Annotated in this window: 11 protein-coding genes; 7 read left to right on the top strand and 4 right to left on the bottom strand. The window is 65.0% G+C overall.

What is annotated here, in order from left to right:
• The first annotated feature begins 16 nt into the window (after positions 1 to 16).
• Together U5A58_RS36245 and galU are read left to right on the top strand one after the other, a co-directional pair.
• Positions 17 to 2,884 carry a valine--tRNA ligase gene (locus U5A58_RS36245; protein ID WP_321964966.1) on the top strand — a complete coding sequence of 956 codons (2,868 nt, stop codon included), beginning with the start codon at positions 17 to 19 and terminating at the stop codon, positions 2,882 to 2,884.
• Between the two features lie 79 nt (positions 2,885 to 2,963).
• Complete coding sequence (gene galU, locus U5A58_RS36240) at positions 2,964 to 3,845, top strand: UTP--glucose-1-phosphate uridylyltransferase GalU (protein ID WP_028208043.1); 882 nt, start codon at positions 2,964 to 2,966, stop codon at positions 3,843 to 3,845.
• A 109-nt stretch (positions 3,846 to 3,954) separates the two neighbouring features.
• On the opposite strand, the gene U5A58_RS36235 is transcribed toward galU, so the two are convergent.
• From U5A58_RS36235 to U5A58_RS36220, 4 genes are all read right to left on the bottom strand, one after another.
• Positions 3,955 to 4,182 carry a sulfurtransferase TusA family protein gene (locus U5A58_RS36235; RefSeq protein ID WP_321934999.1) on the bottom strand — a complete coding sequence of 76 codons (228 nt, stop codon included), beginning with the start codon at positions 4,180 to 4,182 and terminating at the stop codon, positions 3,955 to 3,957.
• 117 nt (positions 4,183 to 4,299) lie between these two features.
• Positions 4,300 to 5,355, bottom strand: a complete 1,056-nt coding sequence (locus U5A58_RS36230) for a Gfo/Idh/MocA family oxidoreductase (protein ID WP_321946894.1) — start codon at positions 5,353 to 5,355, stop codon at positions 4,300 to 4,302.
• A gap of 36 nt (positions 5,356 to 5,391) precedes the next feature.
• The gene (iolG, locus tag U5A58_RS36225) at positions 5,392 to 6,414 is read right to left on the bottom strand and encodes an inositol 2-dehydrogenase (RefSeq protein WP_321964965.1); all 1,023 of its coding nucleotides are present in this window, start codon (positions 6,412 to 6,414) and stop codon (positions 5,392 to 5,394) included.
• Positions 6,407 to 7,297, bottom strand: a complete 891-nt coding sequence (locus U5A58_RS36220) for a MurR/RpiR family transcriptional regulator (protein WP_158757465.1) — start codon at positions 7,295 to 7,297, stop codon at positions 6,407 to 6,409. Before U5A58_RS36220 ends, iolG begins: the two co-directional genes overlap by 8 nt.
• A 284-nt stretch (positions 7,298 to 7,581) precedes the next feature.
• Here U5A58_RS36220 and U5A58_RS36215 point away from each other — a divergent pair, with 284 nt between their 5' ends.
• From U5A58_RS36215 to iolD, 5 genes are all read left to right on the top strand, one after another.
• Positions 7,582 to 8,643, top strand: a complete 1,062-nt coding sequence (locus tag U5A58_RS36215) for a sugar ABC transporter substrate-binding protein (protein WP_321909138.1) — start codon at positions 7,582 to 7,584, stop codon at positions 8,641 to 8,643.
• A 237-nt stretch (positions 8,644 to 8,880) separates the two neighbouring features.
• Entirely contained in the window at positions 8,881 to 10,044 is a 1,164-nt protein-coding gene (locus tag U5A58_RS36210; protein ID WP_321964964.1) for an ABC transporter permease, read from the top strand.
• A gap of 13 nt (positions 10,045 to 10,057) precedes the next feature.
• On the top strand, positions 10,058 to 10,867 hold the full coding sequence (locus U5A58_RS36205) for an ATP-binding cassette domain-containing protein (RefSeq protein WP_321964963.1): 810 nt from the start codon (positions 10,058 to 10,060) through the stop codon (positions 10,865 to 10,867).
• Between the two features lie 37 nt (positions 10,868 to 10,904).
• On the top strand, positions 10,905 to 12,902 hold the full coding sequence (locus U5A58_RS36200) for a bifunctional 5-dehydro-2-deoxygluconokinase/5-dehydro-2-deoxyphosphogluconate aldolase (protein WP_321964962.1): 1,998 nt from the start codon (positions 10,905 to 10,907) through the stop codon (positions 12,900 to 12,902).
• A complete protein-coding gene (gene iolD / locus U5A58_RS36195) occupies positions 12,899 to 14,899 on the top strand; it encodes a 3D-(3,5/4)-trihydroxycyclohexane-1,2-dione acylhydrolase (decyclizing) (RefSeq protein ID WP_321964961.1) in 2,001 nt (666 codons plus the stop codon). Before U5A58_RS36200 ends, iolD begins: the two co-directional genes overlap by 4 nt.
• The last annotated feature ends 22 nt before the right edge of the window (positions 14,900 to 14,921 follow it).

The raw sequence follows: 14,921 nt of genomic DNA, 5'->3' as shown, positions 1-14,921 counted from the left end.
TCGGCAGATTCCACCCATGAGCGACAGCACGCTAGCGAAAAGCTTCGAGCCCCAGACCATCGAGGCCCTTTGGGGCCCCGAATGGGAGCGTCGAGGCTACGCCGCCGCGACCTTCGAGCCCGGCCACAAGAACTTCTCGATCCAGTTGCCGCCGCCCAACGTCACCGGCACGCTGCACATGGGGCACGCGTTCAACCAGACGATCATGGACGGCCTCGCGCGCTACCACCGCATGCTCGGCGAGAACACCCTGTGGGTGCCGGGCACGGACCACGCGGGCATCGCCACGCAAATCGTGGTCGAGCGCCAGCTCGACGCGCAGAAGATCTCGCGCCACGATCTCGGCCGCGAAAAGTTCGTCGAGCGCGTATGGGAATGGAAGCAGCAGTCGGGCTCGACCATCACGGGCCAGGTACGGCGTCTGGGCGCCTCGATCGACTGGTCGCGCGAGTACTTCACGATGGACGACAAAATGTCGGCCGCCGTGCGCGACGTGTTCGTGCGCCTTTATGAACAGGGCCTGATCTACCGCGGCAAGCGCCTCGTGAACTGGGACCCGGTGCTGCTCACCGCCGTCTCGGACCTCGAAGTGGCGAGCGAAGAGGAAAACGGCAATCTGTGGCACCTGCGCTACCCGCTCGCGGACGGCTCGGCCACGCTGACCGTCGCTACGACGCGCCCCGAAACCATGCTCGGCGACACGGCCGTGATGGTGCACCCGGAAGACGAGCGCTATGCGCACCTGATCGGCAAGATGGTCAAGCTGCCGCTCACCGACCGCGAAATCCCGGTGATCGCCGACGAATACGTGGACCGCGAGTTCGGCACGGGCGTCGTGAAGGTCACGCCCGCGCACGACTTCAACGACTACCAGGTGGGCCTGCGCCACGGCCTGCCGATGATCGAGATCCTCACGCTCGACGCGAAGATCAACGACAACGCCCCTGAAAAATACCGCGGCCTCGACCGCTTCGAGGCGCGCAAGCAGGTGGTGGCCGACTTCGAGGCGCTGGGCCTGCTCGACTCGGTCCAGCCGCACAAGCTCATGGTGCCGCGCGGCGACCGCACGGGCGTGGTGATCGAGCCGATGCTCACGGACCAGTGGTTCGTGGCGATGACGAAGCCGGCGCCCGAAGGCACCTTCAACCCCGGCAAGTCGATCACCGAAACCTCGCTCGACGTGGTGCGCAGCGGCCAGATCAAGTTCGTGCCGGAAAACTGGACGACGACCTATTACCAGTGGCTCGAGAACATCCAGGACTGGTGCATCTCGCGCCAGCTCTGGTGGGGCCACCAGATCCCGGCATGGTACGGCGAGAACGGCGAGATCTTCGTTGCGAAGAACGAGGAAGAAGCGCGCGCGCAGGCCGACGCCAAGGGCTACAAGGGCGCACTGAAGCGCGACGAAGACGTGCTCGACACGTGGTTCTCGTCGGCGCTCGTGCCGTTCTCGTCGCTCGGCTGGCCTGCAGATACGCCGGAACTGAAGGCTTTCCTGCCCTCTTCCGTGCTCGTCACGGGCTTCGACATCATCTTCTTCTGGGTGGCGCGCATGGTCATGATGACCACGCACTTCACCGGCAAGGTGCCGTTCGACACGGTGTACGTGCACGGCCTCGTGCGCGACGCCGAAGGCCAGAAGATGTCGAAGAGCAAGGGCAACACGCTCGACCCGATCGATATCGTCGATGGCATCGACCTCGAAGCGCTGGTGGCCAAGCGCACGACCGGCCTCATGAATCCCAAGCAGGCCGCGACCATCGAGAAGAAGACGCGCAAGGAGTTCCCGGACGGCATTCCCGCGTTCGGCACCGACGCGCTGCGCTTCACGATGGCTTCGATGGCCACGCTCGGCCGCAACGTGAACTTCGACCTCGCGCGCTGCGAGGGCTATCGCAACTTCTGCAACAAGCTCTGGAACGCCACGCGCTTCGTGCTGATGAACTGCGAAGGCCACGACTGCGGTTTCAGCAAGCCGGGCGATTGCCAGCCCGGCGATTGCGGCCCGGGCGGCTACACGGACTTCTCGCAGGCCGACCGCTGGATCGTGTCGCTCCTGCAGCGCGTGGAAGCCGAAGTCGCGAAGGGCTTCGCGGACTATCGCTTCGACAACGTGGCCAACGCCATATACAAGTTCGTCTGGGACGAATACTGTGACTGGTATCTGGAACTGGCGAAGGTGCAGATCCAGACGGGTACGCCCGAGCAGCAGCGCGCCACGCGCCGCACGCTGCTGCGCGTGCTGGAAACGGTGCTGCGCCTCGCGCATCCGGTGATTCCGTTCATCACCGAAGCGTTGTGGCAGAAGGTGGCGCCGCTCACCGACGCGTACCCGCAAGGCGCGGCCGAAGGCGAGGCATCGATCATGATGCAGCGTTACCCGGTGGCCGAAGCGAAGAAGATCGACGAAGCCGCTGAGCAGTGGGCCGCCGACCTGAAGGCCGTGATCGACGCATGCCGCAACCTGCGTGGCGAAATGGGCCTCTCGCCCGCCACCAAGGTGCCGCTGCTCGCCACGGGCAACGCCGAGCGCCTCGCGACGTTCGCGCCTTATGCGCAGGCGCTGGCAAAGCTTTCGGAGGTCCAGATCATCGCCGACGAAGCCGCGCTCGACGCCGCCTCGGCAGGCGCGCCAGTTGCTATCGTAGGAACGGACAAGCTCGTGCTGAAGGTGGAGATCGATGTCGCCGCCGAACGCGAACGCCTGTCGAAGGAAATTACCCGCCTCGGCAATGAGGTGACGAAGTGCAAGGCCAAGCTAGGAAATGACAGTTTTGTAGCAAAAGCACCGCCCGCAGTCGTTGAGCAGGAGCAGAAAAGACTGGCAGAATACCAGGCAACGCTGGACAAGCTGACCGCGCAACTCACGCGGTTGCCGGCCTGAGCGCCATACCGGCCAAAGGCTGTACCGTGTGACGTCGCACCCGCGGCGTCACACGAGCACCAGGACAGGGACTAAAGACATGCTGAAAGTGACAAAAGCGGTATTCCCGGTAGCGGGCCTAGGCACGCGCTTCCTTCCGGCCACGAAAGCCAGCCCGAAGGAAATGCTGCCCGTGGTCGACAAGCCGCTCATTCAGTACGCGGTCGAAGAAGCCGTGGCAGCGGGCATCACCGAAATGATCTTCGTGACCGGGCGCAGCAAGCGCGCGATCGAGGACCATTTCGACAAGTCGTATGAAATCGAGGCCGAACTCGAAGCGCGCGGCAAGGCCAAGCTGCTCGAACTGGTGCGCAACATCAAGCCGAACAACGTCGACTGCTTCTACGTGCGTCAGCCGGAGGCGCTTGGCTTGGGCCACGCCGTGCTGTGCGCGGAAAAGCTCGTGGGCGACAACCCGTTCGCCGTGATTCTCGCCGACGACTTGCTCTACGGCACGCCGCCCGTCATGCAGCAGATGGTCGAGGTGTTCGACCACTACCATAGCTCGGTGCTCGGCGTGGAAGAGATCCCGCCCTCGGAAACGCGCTCGTACGGCATTGTCGACGGCAAGGAGTGGGAAGACTCGATCGTCAAGCTCTCGGGCATCGTCGAAAAGCCGGCGCCCGAAGTCGCGCCGTCGAACCTCGGCGTGGTGGGCCGCTACGTGCTCAAGCCGCGCATTTTCGAGCATCTGAAGTCGATCAAGCCTGGCGCGGGCGGCGAACTGCAGCTCACCGACGCGATCCAGTCGTTGCTCGCCGACGAACAAGTGCTCGCGTACAAGTACCACGGCACGCGCTTCGATTGCGGCAGCAAGCTCGGCTATCTGAAGGCGACGGTGGAGTTCGCGCTGCGCCACCCGGAAGTCGGCGCCGATTTCGACGAGTATCTGCGTACGCGCAAGCCGGTGCTGGAAGGCTAGGCGCCCCCGGACAGACGCCCCCGGCTAGGCGCCCGTCCCGTCCGGCGCGAAGAAAAATGGCCCGCATTCTCATGCGGGCCATTTTTTTATCTGCTTCGGCGTTCGGTGTTTAGCGCCGGCGCATCAGAAACACGAAGGTGTCTTCCTGCTTCGAGCTTTCCACGATCTCGTTGCCGGTTTGCTTCGCGAACGCGGCGAAATCGCGCTGCGAGCCGGGGTCGGTCGCGAGGACCTTGAGGATCTGGCCGCTTTCCATGTCGGCGAGCGCCTTCTTGGCGCGCAGGATCGGCAGCGGGCAGTTCAGCCCGCGTGCATCCACTTCCTTGTGAACCTGAATCTGCATCGGGGTTGGATCCTTCGGTGGCGCACCGTCGCGGCGTGAGACGGTGCTGGCAATAGCGTCGATTTTACCGCAGCCACGCCAGCCGCCGCTTGCCCCCGATCGCGGCACGGCTTACAGCGTGACCGCCGCCCCCGTATGCAGCGATTCGCGCAACGCCTGGCCGATGCGCGTGGCCTCCAGCGCGTCTTCGAGCGTCGCGCCAAGGCTTCCGTTCTCCGCTGCCCCCGCCTTGCGCGCCGCGACTTCCGCGACGAACGCCTGCGCTTCGATCAGGAACGCCTCTTCGAAACGGTCGAAGAACGTGGGCGTACAAACGCTGCGCACGCCGGTCGCGTCGTAGACATCCACGCGATTCGCGCGCGGGATGCGCCCGATCGTAAGCGCCCCCGCCGTGCCGATCACCTCGCTCGACGTGTCGTTGCCGTGCGCCATCGTGCGCGAGGCATAGAACATTGCGAGACGCCCGTCCTCGAACTCGCAGATCGCCACGCCGTTGTCGACGTCGCCCGCTTCGCGCAGGCCCTCGTGCAGCGCGATCGCACCGGCGGCATAGACACGCGTGGCGCGCGGCTTGCCGAGCAGCCAGCGCGCGACGTCGATATCGTGCACGGTGCAATCGAGGAAAATACCGCCGGAGGTCGGCGCGAAGCGTACGAAGAAGCCTTCGGGATCGTTGAGATCGCAGGTCTGCGAGCGTACGAGAAACGGCCTGCCGATCGCACCCGCCTGCACTTTTGCGTAGGCATCCTGATAACTCGGATCGAAACGGCGCATGAAGCCGATCGTCACCTGCCGGTCGGCATGACGACGCGACACGTTCACCACCCGCTCGCATTCAGCCACATCGAGCGAAAGCGGCTTCTCGCAAAACACATGCTTGCCCGCTTCGAGCGCCTGCACGATTTGCTCCGCGTGCAAAGCGGAAGGCGTGACGAGCCACACCGCATCGACCGATTGATCCGCCAGCAGGTCTGCATATTCGCCATACAGCCGCGCGGCGGGCAGCGCCTCGCGCGCCCATGCGAGATCCGCTTCGAGCGGACTGCACGCGGCCGCGAGCGTCGCGCCCGGCACGCGATACGCCAGGTTCTGCGCATGCCGCCGCCCCAACCTCCCCAGTCCCGCCACACCCACGCGCAACGGCTGGGCACGATCGATTGCCTGCATTCCTCGTCTCCTCGCTTGATCCACGTTAGATCGGTTTCAGTCGCCCAGCGTCACCACACGGCCCTCGCGCCACGACAGCGAGGCGGCTTCGGCCAGCTCCAGCGCCTTCAGGCCGTCGGCTACCGAGGTGCGCACCGGCGTGCCCAGCGTCACCGCTTCGTGAAAGTGCGCCATTTCGCGCGCGTAGGCCGCGCGATAGCGTTCGAGGAAGAAGGCTTCGGGCACGTCCTGCGCCACGGCGGTCTTCGACCACGCCACCACTTCGGTCGGCTTCATGTTGCCGGCCTGCAGCATGCCCTCGCTGCCGAGCACCTCGAAGCGCTGGTCGTAGCCGTAAGCCGCGCGCCGCGCCGTGTTGATCTGGCAAAGGCGCCCGCGCTTCGTGCGAATGGTCACCGCCGTCGAGTCGATGTCGCCCGCATCGGCAATCGCCGGATCGGACAGGCAACTGCCCGTGGCGTGCACGCTCAGCGCTTCGTCGTCGAGAATCCAGCGGAAGATATCGAAGTCGTGGATCAGCATGTCCTTGAAGATGCCGCCCGAATGCTTGATGTATTCCACGGGCGGCGCGCCCGGATCACGGCTCGTGACGATCAGCATTTCCGGCGTGCCGATCTCGCCTGCGTCGAGGCGCGCCTTGAGCGCGGCGAACGTGGGATCGTAGCGACGCTGGAAGCCGATCATGGCCACGACGCCCGCACGCTGAACCGCTTCTGCGCAAGCGCGTGCGCGCTCGATGGTCAAATCGACGGGTTTTTCGCAGAAGATATGCTTACCGGCCGCCGCCGACTTCAGGATCAGTTCGGAGTGCGTATCGGTGCTCGAGCAGATTACCGTGGCGCCGATCGAGGCGTCGCCGAATGCGGCGTCCACGTCGACCACCTGTGCGCCGTGCTGCGCGGCGAGCGCGGCGGCGGCTTCGCGATTCACGTCGATCACGTACTTCAGACGCACGCCCGGCTGGCGCGCGAGATTGCCCGCATGAATGCGGCCAATGCGCCCCGCGCCGAATACCGCCACATCCAGCGTTTTCGCGGCTCCGCTTGCTGCACTAGTCATCGTATCCTCCGGTGTCGGTTGATTCTTCCACGTTGAGTTCGAGCCGGTACGCAAGCGCAATGAAGAGCGCCTGGCACAGGCAGAAAGTGCTGGTGAGCGAGCGGAACGCGAACGCGCTCCCCTCCTTCACATAGAGTTGCGCGTTCGCGTGGCGCGCGAGCGGCGAAAGCTGGCTGTCGGTGATGACGAGCGTTTTGGCGTGATGCTGCTGCGCCACGCGCAGGCAGTACTGTGTCTCTTTGCCATAAGGCGCGAAGCTGATGGCGATCACCACGTCGCCTTTCTTCACGCTGCGGATCTGCTCGTGATACATGCCGCCGAGCCCCGAGACCAGGTGCACGCGCTTGCGCGTGTGCTGCAAGGCATAAACGATGTAGCTCGCCACCGGAAACGAGCGGCGCACGCCGATCACGTAGATGTTGTCGGCCTGCTCGAGCATCTTCACGGCTTCGTCGAACTGCGCGCCGTCGAGGCCCGCTTCGAGTTCGTCAAGCCCGCTGCGGCATGCACCGATGAATTCGCGCGCCACGGCGCCGCCCATGTCCGGGCTCGTCTCGCCCTCCTTGGCGTCGATCAGCTGGCGAATGCGCTGCTGATAGCTCGTGGCCGAGGCGCCCTGCCCCGCATACGCCTGCCGGAACACCGCCTGCAGATCGGAGAAGCCCGAGAAACCGAAGCGCTGCGCAAAGCGCACCACCGCCGAGGGATGCACGCCGCAGCTCGCCGCAATGTCACTCGTGCGGTCCATCATCACGCTCGCGCGGTGCTGTTCGATGTAGGTCGCGATGCTTTTCAGCTGACGCGGCAGCGCCTCGTAATCCTGCGCGATGCGCTGCATCAATTCGTCTACGCCCGCTACGGCGTCGGTTGTGTCATCCGCCATGATCGTTTTCCTTCGCTGATTGCCGCATTGCCGCAAAGCCTTATCCGGCTTGCATTTCACGGCATGCCGACGGAGCCGATTATAGGCAGCGTGTCACACGAATGGAACAGATTTTCCATTTTTATTTGCAATGAAATTTTCGTTGCAAGTCGCGAGGCGATGTCCTAATCTTGTCGATGAGCGCGGCAGTTGGTCCATTCGGTCCATGTAGCAAGCGGCAGGTAAAAAGCGCGGCTGCGACGCTCACCCCAAGAACGAACGACAGACCGAGAAAGGTGGAGACAATGACTCAACGCAAGGGCAAGACCATGCTCCGAAAGTTGGCCGCAGTGCTCGCGCTGGCAGCGGGACTGACCGGTGCCAGCGTGCTCAGCGCGCAAACCGCACAAGCCGCCGACGCGCATTTCGTGCTGATCAGCCACGCGCCCGATTCCGACTCGTGGTGGAACACGATCAAGAACGCCATCAAGCAGGCCGATGACGACTGGAACGTCGAAACCGACTACCGCAATCCGCCCAACGGCGATATCGCCGACATGTCGCGGCTGATCGAACAGGCCGCCGCGCGCAACTATGACGGCGTGATCGTCACCATTGCCGACTACGACGTGCTCAAGAGTGCCATCGGCAAGGTCACGCAAAAGAAGATCCCGCTCGTGACGATCAACTCGGGCACTGAGGAACAGAGCGAGAAACTCGGCGCAATCATGCACGTGGGCCAGCCTGAATATGTGGCGGGGAAAGCCGCCGGCGAAAAAGCCAAGGCCGCGGGCGTGAAGTCGTTCCTGTGCGTGAACCACTTCGCCACCAACGCCGTGTCGTTCGAACGCTGCCGCGGTTTTGCCGATGCGCTCGGCGTGGACTACAAGACCTCGACGATCGACTCCGGCCAGGACCCGACCGAAATCCAGTCGAAGGTGAGCGCGTATCTGCGCAACCATCCGAACACGGGCGCGATCCTCACGCTCGGCCCGGTGCCGGCCGCCGCCACGCTCAAGGCCGTCGACCAGATGGGCCTCGCGGGCAAGATCTACTTCTGCACGTTCGACTTCTCGGATGACATTGCCAAGGCGATCCGCGCGGGCACCATCCAGTTCGCGATCGACCAGCAGCCGTACCTGCAGGGCTATATCCCTGTGGCCGTGCTCGCGATCGTGAAGAAGGAACACACCACCGACCCGCAGAAGATCCGCCAGATTCTCGAAGCGAATCCGAAGTTCAAGCAGCGCCTTGAAACCTACGGCCTGCAGCCCTCGTACGGGCCGAAGAATATCCGCTCCGGTCCGGGTTTCATCACCAAGGAGAATGTCGACAAGGTTGTGAAGTACGCAGGTCAGTACCGCTAAGCTTTTTTCGTCAGCCACGCGCGGCGGCGGCTAGCATCTTCCGATGCCCATCGCCTCTCGCCAGCCTCGCCGCGCGCCATTCACCGTGTTGCTTCTACTGCAAGGCTGTTGCTTGCGGGGAATGCGCTCGGGCATTTGAGCCAACGCAGGTGCGAATGCGCCTCACACGGCCGAAAGCCGTGCATAGGACCGGAGTCACGCGCTAAAGCGCCCACTCGGGTCGATACAGGAGACATCATGGGTGTAGCCGGCAAACACTTCCCCTCGCACGCTCAGGAGAGCGGCGCGCAAGACGCGCCCACGCCGCAGCCGGGCGCCGGCGACGAACGCGTGCGCCGCGAATCGTGGTTCGGCCATCTGCTCGGCCGCCCCGAATTCGCCGCGATTTCCGGCACCGTGCTGGTCTTCGCCGTCTTTGCGATCGGCGCGGGCGGCTCGGGCATGTTCGATCTCGACGGCGTGATGAACTGGTCCCAGGTCGCGGCTTACCTCGGTATCCTGAGCGTCGGCGCGTGCCTGCTCATGATCGCCGGCGAGTTCGACCTCTCGATCGGCTCGATGATCGGCTTCGCCGGCATGATGGTGGCGATCCCCACGATGTATTTCCACTGGCCCATCGCGCTTTCCATTCTGTTCGCGTTCGTGGGCTGCACCGCGCTCGGCGCGCTGAACGGCTACCTCGTGATGCGCACGCGGCTGCCCTCGTTCATCGTCACGCTCGCGTTCCTGTTCATCCTGCGCGGCCTGACGCTCGCGCTCTCGATCATGTTCGCTGACCGCACGATCGTCTCCGGCGTGGGCGACGTGGCCAAAGCCGACTTCATCACCAACCTGCTCTTTCACGGCACGGCGTTCAAGGGCCTGTTCGTGGGGCTCGCGCATATCGGCATCGGCAAGATGCTCGACAACGGACAGCCGCTCGTGCCAGGCGTACCGAAGGTGATTCTCTGGTGGTTCGCGCTCGTGGCCATCGGCGCATTCGTGCTCGCCAAGACGCGCTACGGCAACTGGATTCTCGCCGTGGGCGGCGACTCCAACGCCGCCAAGAACGTGGGCGTGCCCGTGAAGCGTGTGAAGATCTCCCTCTTCATGCTCACCGCGTTCTGCTCGTGCCTTTTCGCCGTGCTGCAAGTGTGCGACATCGGTTCGGCCGCCGCCGACCGCGGTCTTCAGAAGGAGTTCGAAGCGATCATTGCCGCGGTGATCGGCGGCACGCTGCTCACGGGCGGCTACGGCTCGGTGATCGGTGCGGCGTTCGGCGCGCTCATCTTCGGCGTTGTGCAGATCGGCATCACCTACACGAACATCGATTCGGACTGGTTCCGCGTGTTCCTCGGCGTGATGCTGCTCATTGCCGTGCTCTTCAATCACTATGTGCGCCGCCGCGTCGCGCAATCGTAAGCCGGAGGCTCAAATGTCCGATACCACCCATACCGCGAACGACGACACGATTCTCGCGCTCGAGAACGTCAGCAAGTACTTCGGCAAGGTCATTGCGCTCAACGGCGTCACGCTGCGCCTGAAGCGCGGCGAGGTGCACTGCCTGCTCGGCGACAACGGCGCGGGCAAGTCCACGCTCATCAAGACGCTCGCGGGCGTGCACCAGCCCACTTCCGGCCAGTACTTCGTGGACGGCAAGCCCGTGGCGTTCGATTCGCCCAAAGACGCGCTCGACCTCGGCATCGCCACCGTCTATCAGGATCTCGCGCTCGTGCCGCTGCTCTCGGTCGCGCGCAACTTCTTCATGGGCCGCGAGCCGCAGAAGAAGCTGTTCGGCTTCATCAACGTGATGGATCTCGATGCGAGCGCAACGATTGCGAAGGACCGACTCGCCGGCATGGGCATCAATGTGCGCGACCCGCATCAGGCCATCGGCACGATGTCGGGCGGCGAGAAACAGTGTCTGGCCATCGCGCGCGCCATTCACTTCGGTGCGCGCGTGCTGATTCTCGACGAGCCGACTGCCGCGCTCGGCGTGAAGCAGAGCTTCAATGTGCTCAAGCTCATTCATGCGGCGCGCGCGAAGGGCATTTCGGTGATCTTCATCACCCACAACGTGCACCACGCCTACCCGATCGGCGACTCGTTCACGCTGCTCAATCGCGGCCGCTCGCTCGGCACCTACACGAAGGACACGATCAGCAAGAACGAAGTGCTCGACATGATGGCGGGCGGCGCGGAGATGCAGAAGATGATCGCCGAACTCGACGGCGCGACCATCTGATCACGCGCGCACGGCACAGCACTCAACAGGAATACTCATGGCCCTGACTCAATCCACCCCGCCCCGTTCCGCCCCAAGCCGCTTCGACATCGTCTGCCTTGGCCGCCTGGGTGTCGATCTCTACGCGCAGCAAGTGGGCGCGCGGCTCGAAGACGTTTCCACGTTCGCGAAGTATCTGGGCGGCTCCTCCGCGAACATCGCCTTCGGCTGCGCGCGTCTTGGCCTGAAGTCGGCCATGCTCACACGCGTGGGCGACGACCACATGGGGCGCTTTCTCGTCGAAACGCTCACGAAGGAAGGTTGCGATACGAGCCATGTGCGCGTGGACCACGAACGCCTCACGGCGCTCGTGCTGCTCGGCCTGAAAGACCGCGACACGTTCCCGCTCATTTTCTATCGCGAGAACTGCGCCGACATGGCCGTCGATTCGAGCGACTTCGACGAAGCGTTCATTGCTTCGTCGAAAGCGCTGCTGATCACCGGCACGCACTTCTCGACCGAGCAGGTGAACCGCACGAGCCTCACCGCGCTCGACTACGCGCGCCGCAACAACGTGCGCACCGTGCTCGACATCGACTACCGGCCCGTGCTGTGGGGCCTCACGGGCAAGGCCGACGGCGAGACGCGCTTTGTCGCGAGCGAAGGCGTGAGCGCGCATTTGCAGCGCATCCTGCCGCATTTCGATCTCGTGATCGGCACCGAAGAAGAGTTCCGCATTGCAGGCGGCAAGGACACGCTCGTCGATGCGCTCAAGCGCGTGCGCGAAGTGACGGGAGCAACACTGCTCGTCAAGCGCGGGCCGCTTGGCTGCCAGATCGTGGAAGGCGCCGTGCCCGCCTCGATGGACGATTTGCCGATGCAGCGCGGCGTGGAAGTCGAAGTGCTCAACGTGCTCGGCGCGGGCGACGCGTTCGCCTCCGGCTTCCTCTCGGGCTGGTTGCGCGACGCCTCGCTCGAAGACTGCGCGCGCGCGGCCAATGCAAGCGGCGCGCTCGTCGTCTCGCGACACGGTTGCGCGCCCGCCATGCCGACGCCGGTGGAACTCGATTACTTCCTGCGCGAAGCCGCCGCCGACCCCGTGCGCATGCGCCGCCCCGATCGCGACGCGACGCTCGCGCGCCTGCATCGCGTGACCCCCGCGCGCAAGCGGCACGACGAAGTGCTCGGCTTCGCGTTCGATCATCGCAACCAGTTCTTCGATCTGGCGCAGCAAACCGGCGTGAGCGAAGCGCGCATTGCGTATCTGAAGAATCTCTTCGTCGAGGCGGTGGCGCAGACCGAACGCACGCTCGGCCTGCAGGGACGCATCGGCGTCCTGATCGACGACCGCTACGGCCAGGACGCGCTCAACGCCGCGACCGGCCGCGGCTGGTGGATCGGCCGCCCGGTCGAGCTGCCTGGGTCGGTGCCGCTCGTGTTCGACCACGGCCGCTCGATCGGCACGACACTCGCCTCGTGGCCTATCGACCACACGGTGAAGTGCCTTGTGCAGTTCCATCCTGACGAGCCGATCGAACAGCGTCTGGAACAGGAAGCGCAGTTGCGCGCGCTTTATGACGCAACGCAGGCAAGCGGCCACGAGCTGCTGCTCGAAGTCATTCCGCCGAAGCTCGGTGGCAAACCGAATGCGCCCGATACGGTCTATCGCGCGCTCAAGCGGCTCTACAACATCGGCCTCTATCCGGAGTGGTGGAAGCTCGAGCCGACGAGCGCGGCGCAATGGCGCGACATCGACGCGCTGATCGCCGAGCGCGACCCGTATTGCCGCGGCGTCGTGCTGCTCGGGCTCTCCGCGCCAATCGACCAGCTCGTGGAAGGCTTCCGCGCGGCGGCCGCCTCGAACACCTGCCGAGGCTTTACGGTAGGCCGCTCGATCTTCTACGAGCCGAGCCTCGCCTGGCTCGCCGGCGAGATTAGCGACGACGAAGTGATTGCCCGCGCACGCCGCGCCTTCGAAACGCTGATCGGTGCATGGCGCGCCGCGCGCGCCGAAGCAGACGGCACGCACGCCAACCATGAGGAGAAGGCGGCATGAACCAACGCATCGCTCCTGGCGACTACGCCTCGCAGGACAGCGCGCCGCACGCATCGCCCGGCGCGCACGCAGGCACCGTGCGGCTCACGGCGGCACAGGCGCTCGTGCGCTATCTCGCCGCCCAGCGTGTGGCGAGCGAGGACGGCTCGGGCCGCACCGAGCCGCTGTTCGGCGGCGTGTTCGCGATCTTCGGTCACGGCAATGTGGCAGGCATCGGCGAGGCGCTGTATCAGCATCGGCACGAGTTGCCCACGCTGCGCGCGCACAACGAACAGGCCATGGCGCATAGCGCGATCGCTTATGCCAAAGCGCATTTCCGGCGCCGCATGATGGCGGTCACGACCTCGATCGGCCCGGGCGCGACGAATCTCGTCACCGCCGCAGCGCTCGCGCACGTGAATCGCCTGCCCGTGCTGCTGCTGCCCGGCGACATCTTCGTGTCGCGCGAACCCGATCCGGTGCTGCAGCAAATCGAGGACCTGCACGACGGCGGCCTTTCCGCCAACGACGCGCTCAAGCCCGTATCGCGCTACTTCGACCGTATCGTGCATCCCGCGCAATTGCTTACGGCGCTGCCGCGCGCGCTGCGCGTGCTCACCGACGCCGCGCTCTGTGGCCCGGTCACGCTAGCGTTGCCGCAGGACGTGCAGGCCATGGCGTGGGACTATCCGGTGAGCTTCTTCACGCCGCGTCTTGTCACGTTCCACGCGCCCGCCCCCATTCAGACCGAGATCGATGCGGCGCTCACGCAACTGCATCGCGCGAAACGCCCGCTGATCGTGGCGGGCGGCGGCGTGCTCTATTCGCGCGCCTCGCAGGCCTTGCAGACGCTCGCCGCCTCGCGCGGCATTCCCGTGGCGGAGACCCAGGCGGGCAAAGGCTCGCTCGCGTGGGACGATCCGCTCAACGTCGGCGCGCTTGGCGTGACGGGCTCGCCCGCCGCCAACGAACTGGCGCGCGACGCCGACTGCGTGCTCGCCGTGGGCACGCGTTTGCAGGATTTCACGACCGGCTCGAACTCGCTTTTCGCCAATGCGCATGTGGTCAGCGTGAACGCCAATGCCTTCGACGCGCTCAAGCACGACGGCCTCGCCGTGCAGGCGGACGCACGCCAGGCGCTCGGCGCGCTCAACGACGAGCTGATCAACTGGCGCGCCGACGCGAACTGGACCGCCCATGCACAGCGCCTGGCCAACGAGTGGCGTGCAACCGTCGAGCGCCTGACGCATGCGCCACAGGAACGCAACTGCCTGCCCTACGATGCCGATGTGATCGGCGCGGTGCAGCGCTCGTCGAGCCGTTCGTACACCGAAGATATCGTCGTCTGCGCGGCCGGCACGCTGCCCGCCGAATTGCACAAATTGTGGCGCGCGGGCCAGCCCGGTGCATATCACGTGGAGTACGGCTATTCGTGCATGGGCTACGAGATCGCGGGCGGCCTCGGCGCGAAGCTCGCGCGGCCCGATCGCGAAGTCATCGTCATGGTGGGCGACGGCAGCTATTTGATGATGAACAGCGAGATCGCCACCTCGGTCATGCTGGGCGCGAAGCTCATCATCGTCGTGCTCGACAACCGCGGCTATGGCTGTATCAACCGGTTGCAGCAGGCTTGCGGCGGCGCGCCGTTCAACAACCTGTTCGACGACTGCGCGCAAGGGCCGCTCGGCGCGCCACGCATCGACTTTGCCTCGCACGCGCGCTCGCTCGGCGCGCAGGCCGAACATGTGGCGAACGTCGCGGAACTCGAAGCGGCGCTGCAACGCGCGCGTGCTTCGACGCGCACCTACGTGGTCTGCATCGACACTGACCCCGCGCGCACAACCGAGGAAGGCGGCTGGTGGTGGGAGGTCGCGGTGCCCGAGGTATCCGCGCGCGCGGCCGTGCGCGAGGCGCGCGAGCGCTATGAAGAACATGTCGCCGAGCGCGGCGGCCGCGCGCAAGCGGCCGAATCCAACGAAAACGCGCCCGCCGGCGACGACGAACCCGGCCACGCATAACGCGTCTGACGACACAGACATC

Origin of the sequence: Paraburkholderia sp. J7 (assembly GCF_905220155.1) — a bacterium.
Classification (GTDB): domain Bacteria; phylum Pseudomonadota; class Gammaproteobacteria; order Burkholderiales; family Burkholderiaceae; genus Paraburkholderia.
Note: the sequence above shows the minus strand (reverse complement) of the source record. Positions and strands in the feature narration are given on the sequence as shown.